This window comes from Pseudonocardia sp. TMWB2A, assembly GCF_017312135.1.
In genome coordinates this window covers 2563692-2579018 of the sequence record NZ_QKQY01000002.1, presented here as the reverse complement: position 1 = coordinate 2579018, position 15327 = coordinate 2563692, and the positions used below count along the sequence as shown (strand labels likewise).

The window sequence follows — 15327 nt, the reverse complement described above, 5'->3', positions numbered from 1 at the left end:
ATTTTTCTTCTACCCGTCAGTAGGTTCCGCACATGATCAGAGCGACGTCCGTCCGCACCGTGTCCGCGACACCCGATGCGGTGTGGTCGGTGCTGTCCGACCACGAGGGCATGTCCGCGTGGGCGCCGGGCCTGAAGGTGGCGGTGACGCGGGCCGGGACGCCGGAGCCCAACGGTGTCGGCGCCGTCCGCAAGGTCGGTATCGGCTCACCCGGTCCGATCGTCGAGGAGGTCACCGCGTTCGAGCCGGGGCGACGCCTCGGCTACCGGGCGCTGGCCGGTGTGCCGCTGAAGAACTACCGCGGCGAGGTCACGCTGCGCCCGGTCGGCACCGGTACCGAGATCACCTACGCGGTCGAGGCCGACAAGCGGCTGCCGGCGGGCGAGGCGCTGCTCGCGAAGGGGCTGTCGAAGGTGCTGCTGTCCGGCCTGGTCCGCGGGGTCGGCGCCGGTCCGCGCTGACCGGCCCTCCCCCTCGGGTCACGTCTCGTCCGGCCGCGGGCCGACCGGTTCGCCGTGCCGGTGCCAGGCGGCGGACGGTGCCCCGATGACCGAGAGCAGCTGCAGCTTCTCGTGGGTCTCGCTGCCCGGGACGGCGGTGTAGACCAGCAGCAGCTGGGACTGCTCGGTGTCGAGCAGCGTCTGGCAGTGCAGCTCCAGTGCGCCGACCTCGGGGTGGAGGAGGCGCTTGACGTCGTCGATCCGGACGCCGACCTCGTGTCTGTCCCACAGCGCGCGGAACTCCTCGTTCTCCGGGTACAGGAGATCGGCGAGGTGGGCCGCGCGGGACCCCGGCCCGCGCCGGGCCGCGACCGCACGCAGGCCGGAGACGTAGCGCCGCGACAGGAACGCGTGGTCCTCCTGCGGGTAGAGCAGACGGGCGCCGGGCTCGGTGAACCAGCGGTAGCCGATGCTCCGCGACGGGCCGGTGAAACCGGTGGTGTCGCCGGTCAGCGCGACCCCCAGTGAGGTCTGGCGCAACGTCTCCCCGAGCTCGGTGACGATCTCGGCGGGGGTGTCGACGAGGCGGTCGAGGATGCGCAGCAGGCCGGGGCCGATGTGCTCGCTGGTCGCGCCGCGGGCGGGCGGGTGCTGCCCGGCGAGGCGGAACAGGTGGTCGCGCTCGTCGAGCGAGAGGTGCAGCCCCTGGGCGATCGCGGCGATCATCTGCTCCGACGGCCGCGGGCCACGCTCCCGTTCGAGGCGCGCGTAGTAGTCGGTCGACATGTGGCACAGCGCCGCGGCCTCCTCACGGCGCAACCCGCTGGTACGTCGGCGCTGCCCCCGCGGCAGCCCCACGTCCTCCGGTTGCAGTACCTCACGGCGCCGCCGCAGGAACTGGGCCAGGCCCACCCGGTCGATCATCTGTACCGCCTCTCGGTCGCTCCTGGCTCGTTCCTACCGGGTCGCGCAGCACGCAGCCACGGACTGTCGATCCGCCCCGGCGGCCCGGGGGGCGGACCGCTCAGCCTCGGATCGTCAGGCCGTGGTTGCCGGTGCCGCGGGGGTCGAACGTGGTCGGCACACGGCCACCGACCCGAGGAGCTCACCGTGCCGAACGAACTCTTCCCGCTCGACCCGACCACCACCGTGCCGCCGGGCCGCCCGGAGGAGCACCGCACCGGCGAGCCGGCTCCGGCCTCGACACTCTCCGCGGCGATGCGGACCAGCCTGGACCGCTCCGGCGGCGCCGTCGGGATCCTCCTCGCCGCCACGCCCGCCGTCGCCTTCGTGGCCGCCGACGCGGCGGGTGGTCTGAGCTGGGCGTTCATCGCTCTCGCCGTCGCCGCGCCGGTGACGTTCGGGGTGCGCCTGGCCCGCCGGGAGTCCCTGCGGGCCGCCGTCGTCGGTCTGGCGGTGGCCGGCGTGTGCGCCGCCGTCGCCGCGTTCTCCGGGGAGGCCCGGGCGTTCTTCCTGCTCCCCACCCTGATCCCGGCCGCGCTCGGCGTGCTGTTCCTCGGCTCGGTCCTCGTCCGCCGCCCGGTGACCGGGACCCTGTTCAACCGGCTGGTCGGCGGCCCCGAGGACTGGCGCGGACACACCAGGCTGATGCGCGTCTACACCGTCAGCACGCTGGCCGGCGTCGTGCTCCACGCGCTCAACCTCACCCTGCGCGCCGTGGCCTACCTCGCGGACCAGCCCGCCGTCCTGGCCGCGCTCGGCGTCGCCGCCGTACCGGCCTTCGCCGCACTCGCCGCGGGCACCCTCGTCGCCGCCCGCCGCGCGATCGGCCCCCGCGTCGCCACCGCCGTCGCCACCACCGCCTGACCACCGCCCGACCTCGAACACCGCACCCACCAGGGAGACACCATGTCCAGCACCCGCGACATCACCATCGGCGACCTCACCGGCCGGCTCGCCGTCGTCACCGGCGCCAGCGACGGCATCGGGCTCGGCATCGCCACCCGGCTCGCCGCCGCAGGAGCCGAGATCGTGCTGCCCGTCCGCAACCGGCGCAAGGGCGAGGCCGCGGTCGACGCGATCCGCACGCAGGCCCCCGGCGCGACCGTGTCCCTGCGCGAGCTCGACCTGTCGTCCCTCGGCTCCGTCGCCGCGCTCGGCGCCACGCTGCGGGGCGAGGGCCGCCCGATCCACATCCTGGTCAACAACGCCGGCGTCATGACCCCGCCGCGGCGGGTGACGACGGTCGACGGGTTCGAGCTGCAGTTCGGCACCAACCACCTCGGTCACGTCGCCCTCGTCGCGCACATGCTGCCCCTGCTGCGTGCGGGCCGGGCACGGGTGACCTCCCAGCTCAGCGTGGCCGCCCGCCGCGGACGGATCGCCTGGGACGACCTGCAGGCGCAGGTCGGCTACGGCAACGGGATGGCCGCGTACGCCCAGTCGAAGGTGGCGTTCGGACTGTTCGCCCTCGAGCTCGACCGCCGCAGCCGCGCCGGGCACTGGGGCATCACCAGCAACGTGTCCCACCCCGGGATCGCCCCGACCAGCCTGCTCGCCGCGCGTGCCGAGGTCGGTCGCGAGCAGCCCGCTCGGGGACGACGGGTGATCGGCGCGCTCTCGGCCCGCGGCATCCTCGTCGGGACCGCGCAGAGCGCCGGGCTGCCCGCGCTGTACGCCGCGACCTCCCCGGACGCGCACGGTGGGCGGTTCTACGGGCCCGACGGGTTCGGGGGTCTGGGTGGTGCGCCCGCCGAGCTGGGCCTCTACCGGCCCCTGCGCAGCACCGACGACGCCGAGCGCATCTGGCGGGTCTCGCAGGAGCTCACCGGGGTCTCGTTCGACGGTGGGGACACCGTCGCGACCGAGGACACGGTCGTCCTGCGCCGCGACGTCGGGTGAGGACGAGGAGATCCGGCCCTGGCCGTCCGCGTACTGCACCACCTCGTCGTCTGTGTGTGAGAGCCGGACGACGGCGCCGGCTCCTCAATCCTGAGTACACCGGGTGCCGACCCGCAACGCGTCCGTCCGGCCGAACGACAGTCCCGCCAGACGGACACACGGAGGGCGACCAGTGGCGATCTCGATGATGCGGGCGGCGCGGCTGACCCGGGAGAACCGGACCAAGGCCCGACAGCTCGCGGACAGACACCGGCGACTCGTCACCGACGTCGAGATCGAGCGTGACGCCCACGGTCTTCGGCGGATGTACCTCTACTACACGACCCTCGTGCCGTTCTGCGTCGCCTTCCTCCGACTGAAGAACGTCGACCTCGGCGTCCTCGAGGAGATCACCCTCCCGAGTCCGACGACGTTCTCGCCCGCTGAATCCGCCGGTCCGACCCGGACGACGGCGGCGGTACACGGACTCGCTGCGACTGTCGGAGGAGCGGTACTGGGCGCCGGAGCAGGGTCCGCGGCCTTCGCCGGGGTGGGTGCCTTCGCGGCGGCATCGACCGGAACCCCGATCTCGTCGCTCGCCGGTGCCGCTGCCACCAACGCGACCCTCGCGTGGCTGGGGGGCGGTTCGCTCGCCACCGGTGGTGGGGGCGTCGCCGCCGGATCAGCAGTGCTGACGGGAGTCACCGCCACCCCCGTACTCGTCGTCGGGGCCGCGTTCATCGAGTGGAAGGGACGTCGGGACCTCCGCGACCAACGCGAGGTCGAGGAGCAGCTGTCGACCCGGGAATCGGCGATGGCGGCCGACGAGCAGCGGTACGCGGAGATCATCGAAGGGAGCCGCCGGTTGCGCATGGTCCTCTCGGAGCTGCAGGACCAGATCGCGGGCAGGCTCGACGAGTTCGTGTCGTCGGTGCAGCGGAACGACGACTTCACCTCCTACTCCACCGAGGAGCAGACGGCGGTGATGACGATCGTCCGACTGGTCTCCACCGCATCGCGGACCATGTCGGCACGGCTGACGGACGACACGGGTTCGGTCAGCTACGACTCCGTTCGGATCATCGACCGGGCCCGGGAGGTCCTCGACGCCGTACGGACCACGGGCGGCGACCCGACGGCCATGGGGTCGGCGGCGTGAGCGAGCAGCGGAAGCCGCGGACCGACGACGCAGGACGTGACGCGATGTGGCAGGCGGTGGTCGATACGATCACCCGCAGGGCAAGAGCCCACACCCTGGAGGCGTTCTCCATGCGCGACGAGGCCGCCGCCCTGGCTGTCAGGTTCGACGGTCACCGCGTCGAACATCGCGCCGGCCATCTCTTCGAGCTGTGGCACAAGCACAGCTTCAACACCGACGCCATCACGAAGAACGCGACCGCACGTGCACGTGTCACCGCGTCCGACGGCGAGCCGACCGCCGCCGCAGATCTGCGCATCCTCGACGGCGGGCGCGTCGTAGGCGAGGTCCAGGCCAAGCTGTACGGACGCGCGTCCGCTGCCGCCCGTGCACTGGCGCACCCCCGGTACACGGGGATGCAGCGCCTCGTCGCGGCGGACAAGCGCGAGCAGGTCGAGAATCTCCTCGACAAGGCGCTGCGGCGCGACGCCGACGGCATCTATCAGGACGACTACTCGGACACGCGTGCCCACCTGGCGGAGATCGTGTCGCACGGCGATGTCACGAGCACCCCGGTCGACACGGGAGACGTCCACCGCGCCGCGGAGAACATCGCCCGCTGGGGCGACGGACTGGCGCTCCGAGCGGCGGGGCGGGAGATCGTTTCGGCTGCGGCTGCCGGCGCGGCAGTGAGCGGAGGTCTGGCCGGGGCGACGGCGGCGATCCGTGAGGTCGCCCGCGTGCGTTCCGGTGAGACGACAGCCGTCGAGGCCGCCTGTTCTGCAGCCGGTGCCGCCGCGAGGGCCGCGGCCCGAGCTGGCCTCCTGTCAGGTCTGGGTGCCGGCGCGAAGGTCGCCATGACGGCGCTGAAAGCCCCCGCCCCGGTTGTCGCGAACGGTCTACCGGGAGCCGTCGCATCGGCGGTCTTCGGTGTCGCCGACGCGGCGGTCGCATTCGCGTGCGGCGACATCGACCGTGGGGAGTTCGCCGCCACCACCGGGGAGGTCACCTTCCAGGCCGGGATGGCGTGGGCGGGCGGAGCAGTGGGCCAGGCGGTGTTCCCTGTTCCGGTTCTGGGAGCTCTCGTCGGAGGCTTCGTCGGCCAGGTGTCCGCCACGGTGGTCGCACAAGGCATTCAGATGGCGATGGAGGTGCTCCGTTCGCAGGGACAGAGTGACTCGACGCTGTCGCTGCTCGACGCCGAGGCGGATGCGGCCGTGGAGATGGCGCTTCTCCTGAGCGAGGCCGAGCGGGCGCTGGGAGCCGAGAACTCCGCTCGCATCGGTGTCGCCGTCGTTCCTCAGCTCGAGCATGCTCTGAGGCTGGGAATCGCAGCAGGCCCGCAGACTGGCGTCGCAGAGCTGCTCGGTATCGCCCGTCGTACCGACGGCGAGTCACTGTTCGAGCAGATCGACAATTTCGGCCCGTGGATGGCGGACCCGACGACATCGTTGTCCCTGTCCACCGTCTAGAACAGGCCGACCACCGCGTGCTCACCTCGTCCTGACCGCCACAGCGGAGAGCTGACGTCGGCGGTCGGAGCGACCGGCGTTCACACCGGTCGGAACTGTGGAGACAAGGGGAATCGAACCCCTAACCCCCGCCTTGCAAAGGCGGTGCTCTGCCAATTGAGCTATGTCCCCTGGTGGGTCCCGATCACGGTACCCCGGGAGGCGGGGTCAGCGGGTGGTGGCCTCGTGCCACAGGTCGTCGGACCCGACGCCGCGGAAGCGGGACCAGCCGAAGTACGCAGCACCGGCGGCGACGGCCAGCACGAACAGCTTCTTCATCGGAGGTCTCCTCGCGAGTGACTGTCGGAGGGGGAAGGTGTGGGCCTAGCTGGATTTGAACCAGCGACCTCATCGTTATCAGCGATGCGCTCTAACCAACTGAGCTATAGGCCCGTGCAACAGGAGAAACACTACCGCACGGGGTCGAGCGGGTTACGAGGGGGTCCCCCTCCGCCCGGCCCCGTGCGGGGTGCGCGACGACGCTCCGGTCAGTCCCGCTCGGAGAGCGTGACCTCGATACCGCCGACCAGGTCGGCGGCCACGTTGTAGACGAACGCGACCACGGTGATGGCCACCGCGAACAGCAGGCTGTTCACCGCGCCGACGACGGCGGCGAGCCCGAAGACCCGGCCGACGCTGATCAGCGAGCCCCCGGTCTCCTGCTGCGAGGTGACCAGGTCGGCGTAGGTGCCGTTGAGCCGGTCCCAGACGCCCATCCCGCCGAGCACGCCGTAGAGGACGCCCGCGGCGACCATCCACACCAGCCACAGCACGACGGCCAGCGCCAGGGCCATCTTCAGCACCGACCACGGGTCGAGCCGCTTGAGCTGCAGCAGCGCCTGGCGCGGGGGCCGGTTGCGGACCGACGCGCGCGGCGTGTCCGCCGGAGCCGTGCCGTTCTCGCGCTGCTCCGGGTCGCGGACGGCGGTCGTCGCGCCGGCCGCACCGGCGCCGGGGGCGGTCATGAACGCGGTCGGGGCCTCGCTCAGCAGCGAGTCCGCGACCGAGCCGCCGTCGCGGTCGTCGTGGGTGTCGGGTACCCGGCGCCACGGGGGCGGCGAGGCCGCAGCCGGGTCGGCCGCGGGCTCGGCGTCGTCGCGCGGGCCGGGGACGTGGTCGGCCGGGGCCGCCGCCGTCGTCGACGGGTCGTGGTCGGCGTCGGTGGCGACGGTGCGGGCCTCGTCCTGCGACGGGGTGCGGTCGTCGGTGCTCACGAGTGGGAGCTCTCCTCGCTGGTCGTCGCTCGGTACTGCTCCGGTCCCACGGCGTGTACCGGGTGGCCGGTCCTGCGGACCGGCCACCCGACGTGCACTACGCCTGCTGGCCCGGGTCCTCCTCGGTCTCCTCCGCGTTGCGGGCGACGGCCAGCAGCGTGGAGCTCTCGCCCAGGTTCATCAGGCGGACTCCCTTCGTCTGCCGGCCGGCCTTCCGCACCTCGCGGGCGGAGGTCCGGATGACCCCGCCGGTGGAGGTGATCGCGTACAGCTCGTCGTCGATACCGACGATGAGCGCACCGACCAGCGTGCCACGCCGACGGTCGTACTGGAGGGTCAACACTCCCTTCCCGCCACGGCCCTGAACGGGGTAGTCCTCGATCGGGGTGCGCTTCGCGTAGCCACCGGTGGTGGCGACGAGCAGGTAGGTGTCGGAGCGGATCACGCCGAGGGCCAGCAGCTTGTCGCCCTCGTTGAACCGCATCCCGAGCACGCCGGAGGTCGCGCGGCCCATCGGGCGCAGCGCGTCGTCGGACGCGGTGAACCGAATGGACTGGCCCTCGGCGGACACGAGGAGCAGATCGTCATCACCCGAACAGAGGACGGCGCCGACCAGCTCGTCGTCGTCGCGCAGGTTGATGCCGATGAGGCCGCCGGCCCGGTTGGAGTCGAAGTCGGTCAGGCGCGACTTCTTCACCAGGCCGTTGCGGGTGGCCAGGACCAGGTACGGCCGTGCCGAGTAGTCCTTGATCTGCATGACCTGGGCGATCTCCTCCTCCGGCTGCAGGGCCAGGAGGTTCGCCAGGTGCTGGCCGCGCGCGGTGCGGTTCGCCTCGGGCAGCTCGTAGGCCTTGAGCCGGTAGACCCGCCCGCGGTTGGTGAAGAACAGCATCCAGTCGTGCGTGGAGCACACGAAGAAGTGGTTGACGATGTCGTCCTGCTTCAGCTGCGCCCCCTGCACGCCCTTCCCGCCGCGCTTCTGGGCGCGGTACAGGTCGGTCTTCGTGCGCTTGGCGTAGCCGGTGCGGGTGATCGTGACGACGACGTCCTCGACCGCGATCAGGTCCTCGTCGGTGACGTCGCCGTCGTAGCCGACGATCCGGGTGCGACGGTCGTCGCCGTGGGCCTCGACCAGCTCGGCGAGCTCGTCGCGGACGATCTCCCGCTGACGCTCCGGACGGGCCAGGATGTCCTGGTAGTCCGCGATCTCGCGCTCGATCTCGGCGAGCTCGTCGATGATCTTCTGGCGCTCCAGCGCGGCGAGGCGCCGCAGCTGCATGTCCAGGATCGCCTGGGCCTGGATGTCGTCGACCTCGAGCAGGTCGATCAGGCCGGCCCGGGCGACGTCGACCGTGGCCGACGCCCGGATCAGGGCGATGACCTCGTCGAGCGCGTCCAGCGCCTTGACCAGACCACGCAGGATGTGGGCCCGCTCCTCGGCCTTGCGGAGCCGGTAGCGGGTCCGCCGGACGATGACCTCGATCTGGTGCCGCACGTAGTGCCGCACGATCTGGTCGAGGCGCAGCGTGCGCGGGACGCCGTCGACGATCGACAGCATGTTCGCGCCGAAGCTGTGCTGCAGCTGCGTGTGCTTGTAGAGGTTGTTCAGCACGACCTTGGCGACCGCGTCGCGCTTGAGCGTGACGACGATCCGCATGCCGATGCGGTCCGAGGACTCGTCGACGATCTCGGAGATCCCGGCGATCTTGCCGTCGCGGACCATGCCCGCGATCGACTCGATCAGGTTGTCCGGGTTGACCATGTAGGGCAGCTCGGTGACCACCAGGGTGGTGCGGCCCTTGGCGTCCTCCTCGACCTCGACGACGGCCCGCATCCGGATCGAGCCGCGCCCGGTCCGGTAGGCGGACTCGATGCCGTCGCGCCCGACGATAAGGCCGTGGGTCGGGAAGTCCGGCCCCTTGATGCGCTCCATGAGCGCTTCGAGCAGCTCGTCGTCGGTGGCGTCGGGGTTCTCCAGGCACCAGGCGACGCCGGCGCCGACCTCGCGCAGGTTGTGCGGCGGGATGTTCGTCGCCATGCCGACCGCGATGCCGGAGCTGCCGTTGATGAGCAGGTTCGGCACCCGCGACGGCAGGACGACCGGTTCCTGGGTCTTGCCGTCGTAGTTGTCCAGGAAGTCGACGGTCTCCTCGTCGATGTCCTGGAGCATCGCCATCGCCAGCGGCGAGAGCCGGCACTCGGTGTACCGCATGGCCGCGGCCGGGTCGTTGCCGCGCGAGCCGAAGTTGCCCTGGCCCTGGATCAGCGGGTAGCGCATCGACCAGGGCTGGGCCAGCCGCACGAGGGCGTCGTAGATCGCCGAGTCGCCGTGCGGGTGGTAGTTGCCCATGACGTCGCCGACGACGCGGGCGCACTTGACCGGGGCGCGGTCGGGCCGGAAGCCGTTCTCCCCCATCGAGTAGAGGACGCGGCGGTGGACCGGCTTGAGACCGTCCTCCACCAGCGGCAGCGCCCGCCCGACGATCACGCTCATCGCGTAGTCGATGTACGAGCGCTGCATCTCCTGCTGGATGTCGACCGGTTCGACCCGGCCCCCACCCTCTCCGCCGCCTGCCGCGGGGGCGGCGGGGTCGATCGTGTCCGTCACGAAGTCTCCTCGTGCGTGTTCATACGTGCGTCTGGATCAGATGTGTGGATCAGACGTCCAGGAAGCGCACGTCCTTGGCGTTGCGGGTGATGAAGGACCGGCGGGACTCGACGTCCTCACCCATCAGCACCGAGAACAGCTCGTCGGCGGTGGCGGCGTCGTCCAGGCTCACCTGCAGCAGCAGCCGGTTCGTCGGGTCCATCGTGGTCTCCCACAGCTCCTTGGCGTCCATCTCGCCGAGACCCTTGTAGCGCTGCACGCCCTGGTCCTTGGGGAGCTTCTTGCCCGCGGCCCGGCCGGCCTCGATCAGGCCGTCGCGCTCGCGGTCGGAGTAGGCGTACTCCGGCTCGGCCCCGCGGCCGGACCACTTGAGCTTGTACAGCGGCGGCTGCGCCAGGAACACGTGCCCGTTCTCGATCAGCGGGCGCATGAAACGGAACAGCAGCGTGAGCAGCAGAGTCCGGATGTGCTGGCCGTCGACGTCGGCGTCGGCCATCAGCACCAGCTTGTGGTACCGCAGCTTGGCCAGGTCGAAGTCGTCGTGGATGCCGGTGCCCATCGCGGTGATGATCGACTGGACCTCGGTGTTCTTGAGGACGCGGTCGATCCGGGCCTTCTCGACGTTGATGATCTTGCCGCGGATCGGCAGGATCGCCTGGTGCATCGAGTCGCGGCCGGCCTTCGCCGAGCCGCCCGCGGAGTCACCCTCGACGATGTAGAGCTCGCAGCTCTCCGGGTCGCGCGAGCGGCAGTCCGACAGCTTGCCGGGCAGACCGCCGATGTCGCCGGCGCTCTTGCGGCGCACGAGCTCGCGGGCGCGGCGTGCGGCCAGGCGGGCCTGGGCCGAGGAGACCGCCTTGGTGACGATCGTCTTCGCCTCGGTGGGGTTGCGCTCGAACCAGTCGGCGAGCCACTCGTTCGACACACGCTGGACGAACGACTTGACCTCGGTGTTGCCGAGCTTGGTCTTGGTCTGGCCCTCGAACTGCGGCTCGGAGACCTTGACCGAGACGATCGCGGCGAGGCCCTCGCGGATGTCGTCCCCGGACAGCGCCGGGTCCTTCTCCTTGATGAGCTTCTTGTCGCGCGCGTACTTGTTGACCGTCGCGGTCAGCGCGTGGCGGAAGCCCTCCTCGTGGGTGCCGCCCTCGTGCGTGTTGATCGTGTTCGCGAAGGTGTAGACCGACTCGGAGTAGCCCGAGTTCCACTGCATCGCGACCTCGACCTGGTGGCCGGGGCCCTCGCCGGTGTAGCTGACGATCTTGCGGTGGATCGGGTCCTTCGACTTGTTCAGGTGCGCGACGAAGTCCTCCAGCCCGTTCGGGTAGTGGAAGACGTACTCCTTGGGCTTGGCCACGTAGCCCTCGGCGTCGGGCTCGGAGTCCGCGTCGATCTCCGGGACGGGCGCCTCGATCGGGTTGCCGTCCTCGTCGACCGCGTCCGACGACGGGACACCCGCCGGCTTCTCCGGCCGTCGCTCGTCGCGCAGGACCATGGTGAGGCCCTTGTTCAGGAACGTCTGCTCCTGCAACCGGCGACGGATCGTCTCCAGCGTGTAACTGGTCGTCTCGAAGATCTTCGGGTCGGCCCAGTAGGTGATCGTGGTGCCGGTGTCGGCCTTCTTCGTGGTGCCGGCCTCGATGAGCTCGCCGGGCACGGCGTACTCGTAGTGCTGGCGCCAGATCTGGCCGTCGCGGCGGACCTCGACGTCGAGCGCGGTGGACAGCGCGTTCACGACCGAGACGCCGACACCGTGCAGACCACCGGACACGGCGTAGGACTTGTCGTCGAACTTGCCGCCGGCGTGCAGGCTGGTGAGGACGACCTCGAGGGTCGGCTTCTTCTCCACCGGGTGCATCTCGACGGGGATGCCGCGACCGTCGTCCTCGACGCGGATGCCGCCGTCGGACTGCAGGGTCACGACGACCTTCGTGGCGTGACCGGCCATCGCCTCGTCGACCGAGTTGTCCACCACCTCCCAGATCAGGTGGTGCAGGCCCCGCTCACCGGTCGAGCCGATGTACATGCCGGGCCGCTTGCGGACCGCCTCCAGGCCCTTGAGGACCGTGATGGACGACGCGCCGTAGGCGTTGTTCGCTGCCTTGTCGGAAGCCACGGGTAGCTGCTTCTCCTCGCCACGTGAACCGCCCGCGTGACGCGCGCACCACCGGTGCGACGACGACGGAGCGGTTCCACCGACCGGGCGCTCTGGTCATGTCTTGGGGAGCCACCCGGGAAACACCTGTCGATCCTACCCGTCGGGACCGACGGAAAGGCGGGACGGACCCACCCAGAAGCGCCACAGACGGGCGAACGGCGTCCGGTGCGGGATCGGACGTGCCCCTGCGGGGCCGAGCGGACCGGCGGCCGTGTCATCCCGCGCTCACCGCCGACGAGAGCGGCGGGTGCGCACCGGCGCAGCTCCCCACCCGATCCGGGCCCCCACACGCGTCCGTGGCGCCGTGACGCGTCCGCAACGTGAGCGACCCGGTTCGCACCACCCGGTCGGCGGTCGGTACCCGTGCGGAACGGGGGCTCAGCCGTAGGTGTCGCGGGGGCCGCGGCCGCGGACGTGCCGCGGACCGTGCCGCCAGCTCGGCCCGCTCGGCCCGACGACCCGGATCCGGCGCACGACGTCCGGCCCGACCGCGGCGGCGAGCCGGGTCAGCAGCTGACGCTGCAGGGTCCGCAGCTGGGTGGCCCACGCCGTCGACTCGGCCTGCAGGGTCAGCTCGCCGTCGCGCAGCGAGACCGGTGTGCAGTGGTCGGCGACGTCCGGCCCGACCAGCTGCGGCCACCGGCCGAGCACGGTCGCGTCGGTCAGCCGGTTCGACCAGCCGCGGTCCACCGACACCCGCGACACCAGACGTCCGAACGGCTGCGGGTCCCGGTCGTCGGGCCCCGCCCCCGACCAGCGACGGCGGCGCCCCCGCCCGGAGACCACGCGCAGCTTGGGCCGGTCGGCCTGGGCCCGCTCCTCGGCCTTGCGGGCCGACGCCTCACGGGCCGCGCGCAACGCCTCGCGCGCTAGGTCGGCCCCGCGCAGGTTCGCGCGGTCGCCGGCGAGCAGGTCGCCCTGCTCCCCCGGGACGCCGCCGCCCGGTACGTCCCCGCCCGTGACCGCGTCGTGACCGGGTTCGGTGTCGCGTCCGTCCCCAGGCGCCGCGCCGTCGGTGCCCGGTCCCCGGCGTCCTGTCCTCCGGTTTCCGGTTCCGGAACGGCGTCCGTCCCCCGGTGCTCCTGAGTTATCCACAGTATCCACAGCCTTGTCCCCAGAATGCCGTGACACGTTCGAGACCTGCCGGGGCGATCACGCGGGCACCTCGCCGTCGCGGCTCACCGTCCGGTCGCCGACGGCGAACCGGACCCCGTCGAGCTCCGCGGGCACGTCCTCGGCCACCGCGGCGGTCACCAGGACCTGCTCCGCGTCGGCCACCAGCCCGGCCAGCGCGCGCCGGCGGGCCGAGTCCAGCTCGGCGAAGACGTCGTCCAGCACGAGGACCGGCTCGACGTCGTCGGCGTGCAGCAGGCGGTAGGACGCCAGCCGCAGCGCCAGCGCGAACGCCCAGGACTCGCCGTGGCTGGCGTAGCCCTTCGCCGGTCCCTCGCCCAGGGCGAGGTCCAGCTCGTCGCGGTGCGGGCCGACCAGGCAGACCCCGCGTTCGACCTCCTGGGACCGCACCTCGGCCAGCCGGTCGAGCAGCAGCGCCTCCAGGTCCCCGGTCGACGACGGCAGCTCCGCGACCCCCGCCGTCCCGAGGCTGGACCGGTAGTCCAGGCCGATCGGGTCCGACGACGGCGCGATCGCCGCGAACGCCTCACGGGCGTAGGGCGCCAGCGCGACGACGAGCTCGCGCCGCCCGGCCAGCAGCGCCGCGCCGGTACGGGCGAGGTGCCCGTCCCAGACCTCCAGCGTCGCCAGGTCGTCGGGCAGCTCCGGGTCCGCGGCCACCGGCGCCCGGGACCGGCCGCGGGCCCCGCGCAGTGCCGGCTTCGCGGACTTCAGCAGGGCCGAGCGCTGGCGCAGGACCTTGTCGTAGTCGGCGCGGACGCCGGCGTAGCGCGGGAACCGCGCGACGAGCAGCTCGTCGAGGAAACGCCGGCGCTCCGACGGGTCGCCCCGCACGAGCGCCAGGTCCTCCGGCGCGAACAGCACGCTGCGCAGGATCCCCAGGATGTCGCGCGGCCGCGAGACCGGTGAGCGGTTGACCCGCGCCCGGTTCTGCTTCCCGTTGTTGATCTCCAGCTCGACGCCGAGCTTCCGGCCGTGGTGGTGCACCTCGCCGCGGACGACGGCCTGCTCGGCCCCGCGCCGGATCAGCGGCGCGTCGGAGGAGACCCGGTGCGAGCCGAGGGTGGCGAGGTAGCCGATCCCCTCGACCAGGTTGGTCTTGCCGACGCCGTTGGACCCGACCAGCACGGTCACGCCGGGGTCGAGCTCCAGCTCGGCCTCCGGCCAGGACCGGAAGTCGGTGACCGAGAACCGCCTGAGGTACACCGCCTGGTCACCCTTCCCGTCCGGCTCGGCGCCGGGTCACTGCTGCGTCGAACCGCCGCCGGACGACGGTCCCGCCTTGTCGCCCGGGGCACCGGCCGGCCCGGACTTCTTCACCGCGTGCCCACCGAACTGCTGGCGCAGCGCGGCGACGGCCTTCATCGCGGGCGACTCGGCCTGCCGGGAGGAGAACCGGGCGAACAGCGCCGCGGAGATGACCGGCAGCGGCACCGCGTGCGCGATGGCCTCCTCGATCGTCCAGCGGCCCTCGCCGGAGTCGTCCACCCAGCCCTCGAGCTGGTCGAGACGGGGGTCCTCCTTGAGCGCGTCGACCAGCAGGTCGAGCAGCCAGGACCGGACGACGGTGCCGCGCGACCAGGCCTGGATCACCCCGGGCACGTCGGTGATCAGCTCGCTGGCCTCCATCAGCTCGAAGCCCTCGGCGTAGGCCTGCATGAGGCCGTACTCGATGCCGTTGTGGACCATCTTCGCGAAGTGGCCCGCGCCCACCGGCCCGGCGTGCGCGAACCCCTCCTCGCGCGCGCCCTCGGGGCGCAGCGCGTCGAAGATCGGCATGGCGCGCTCGATGTGCCCGGGCTCGCCGCCCGCCATCAGGCCGTAGCCGTTGTCCTTGCCCCAGATCCCGCCGGAGACGCCGCAGTCGACGTAGCCGATGCCGTGCGCGTCGAGCAGCGCGGCGTTGGGCTGGTCGTCGGTGTAGCGGGAGTTGCCGCCGTCGATGACCAGGTCACCGGGCTCCAGCGTGGTCGCCAGCGTGGCGACGGTGTTCCGGGTCGGCTCGCCGGAGGGCACCATGACCCACACGACGCGCGGCGCGGCCAGCGCACCCGCGAGCTCCGCGAGCGAGGCCACGTCGCTGACCTCCGGGCGGGGGTCGTAGCCGACCACCTCGTGCCCGGCGGCCCGCAGCCGCTCCCGCATGTTGCCGCCCATGCGGCCGAGTCCGATCATGCCGATCTGCACGGCAGTGGCCCCCTTCGCGTCCGTGCCGCCGGCATGCCCCGCAGGGCACCGGTGGCCCTCGTCGATCACACCGGGGACGAGTCTTCCCCCTCGCCG

At 72.0% G+C, this 15327-nt stretch carries 13 protein-coding genes and 2 tRNA genes; 5 read left to right on the top strand and 10 right to left on the bottom strand.

Going from position 1 to position 15327, the window contains the following annotated elements; all coding sequences use genetic code 11:
• Positions 1 to 32: 32 nt before the first annotated feature.
• A complete protein-coding gene (locus DMP17_RS26935; protein ID WP_337830963.1) occupies positions 33 to 461 on the top strand; it encodes an SRPBCC family protein in 429 nt (142 codons plus the stop codon).
• Positions 462 to 479: 18 nt separating this feature from the next.
• Here DMP17_RS26935 and DMP17_RS26930 read toward each other — a convergent pair whose 3' ends face one another.
• Positions 480 to 1364 (bottom strand): helix-turn-helix transcriptional regulator, encoded by an 885-nt coding sequence (locus DMP17_RS26930; RefSeq protein WP_337830962.1) that lies wholly within the window; start codon positions 1362 to 1364, stop codon positions 480 to 482.
• A gap of 186 nt (positions 1365 to 1550) precedes the next feature.
• Here DMP17_RS26930 and DMP17_RS26925 point away from each other — a divergent pair, with 186 nt between their 5' ends.
• From DMP17_RS26925 to DMP17_RS26910, 4 genes are all read left to right on the top strand, one after another.
• On the top strand, positions 1551 to 2267 hold the full coding sequence (locus DMP17_RS26925; RefSeq protein ID WP_337830961.1) for a DUF3159 domain-containing protein: 717 nt from the start codon (positions 1551 to 1553) through the stop codon (positions 2265 to 2267).
• Between the two features lie 42 nt (positions 2268 to 2309).
• The gene (locus tag DMP17_RS26920; RefSeq protein ID WP_337830960.1) at positions 2310 to 3302 is read left to right on the top strand and encodes an SDR family oxidoreductase; all 993 of its coding nucleotides are present in this window, start codon (positions 2310 to 2312) and stop codon (positions 3300 to 3302) included.
• Positions 3303 to 3474: 172 nt separating this feature from the next.
• Positions 3475 to 4440: a hypothetical protein gene (locus DMP17_RS26915; protein ID WP_337830959.1), complete on the top strand. Its 966-nt coding sequence runs from the start codon at positions 3475 to 3477 to the stop codon at positions 4438 to 4440.
• On the top strand, positions 4437 to 5891 hold the full coding sequence (locus DMP17_RS26910; protein WP_337830958.1) for a hypothetical protein: 1455 nt from the start codon (positions 4437 to 4439) through the stop codon (positions 5889 to 5891). The genes DMP17_RS26915 and DMP17_RS26910 overlap by 4 nt, the downstream gene beginning before the upstream one ends.
• Before the next feature lie 98 nt (positions 5892 to 5989).
• Here DMP17_RS26910 and DMP17_RS26905 read toward each other — a convergent pair.
• The 9 genes from DMP17_RS26905 to gnd all read right to left on the bottom strand — a co-directional run bounded on the left by DMP17_RS26905 (position 5990) and on the right by gnd (position 15231).
• Positions 5990 to 6062 (bottom strand) — tRNA-Ala (locus DMP17_RS26905).
• 36 nt (positions 6063 to 6098) lie between these two features.
• Positions 6099 to 6209, bottom strand: a complete 111-nt coding sequence (locus tag DMP17_RS26900) for a DLW-39 family protein (RefSeq protein ID WP_208820446.1) — start codon at positions 6207 to 6209, stop codon at positions 6099 to 6101.
• A gap of 40 nt (positions 6210 to 6249) precedes the next feature.
• Positions 6250 to 6323: transfer RNA gene (locus DMP17_RS26895), tRNA-Ile, on the bottom strand.
• A gap of 95 nt (positions 6324 to 6418) precedes the next feature.
• On the bottom strand, positions 6419 to 7144 hold the full coding sequence (locus DMP17_RS26890) for a DUF3566 domain-containing protein (RefSeq protein WP_226354466.1): 726 nt from the start codon (positions 7142 to 7144) through the stop codon (positions 6419 to 6421).
• Positions 7145 to 7241: 97 nt separating this feature from the next.
• On the bottom strand, positions 7242 to 9752 hold the full coding sequence (gene gyrA, locus DMP17_RS26885) for a DNA gyrase subunit A (RefSeq protein WP_337830957.1): 2511 nt from the start codon (positions 9750 to 9752) through the stop codon (positions 7242 to 7244).
• Between the two features lie 49 nt (positions 9753 to 9801).
• Positions 9802 to 11868 carry a DNA topoisomerase (ATP-hydrolyzing) subunit B gene (gene gyrB / locus DMP17_RS26880; RefSeq protein ID WP_226368050.1) on the bottom strand — a complete coding sequence of 689 codons (2067 nt, stop codon included), beginning with the start codon at positions 11866 to 11868 and terminating at the stop codon, positions 9802 to 9804.
• 420 nt (positions 11869 to 12288) lie between these two features.
• Entirely contained in the window at positions 12289 to 13005 is a 717-nt protein-coding gene (locus tag DMP17_RS26875; protein WP_308253064.1) for a DUF721 domain-containing protein, read from the bottom strand.
• A gap of 57 nt (positions 13006 to 13062) precedes the next feature.
• A complete protein-coding gene (gene recF / locus DMP17_RS26870) occupies positions 13063 to 14250 on the bottom strand; it encodes a DNA replication/repair protein RecF (RefSeq protein ID WP_337830956.1) in 1188 nt (395 codons plus the stop codon).
• Between the two features lie 36 nt (positions 14251 to 14286).
• Complete coding sequence (gene gnd, locus DMP17_RS26865) at positions 14287 to 15231, bottom strand: phosphogluconate dehydrogenase (NAD(+)-dependent, decarboxylating) (protein WP_226354462.1); 945 nt, start codon at positions 15229 to 15231, stop codon at positions 14287 to 14289.
• Positions 15232 to 15327 lie beyond the last annotated feature (96 nt).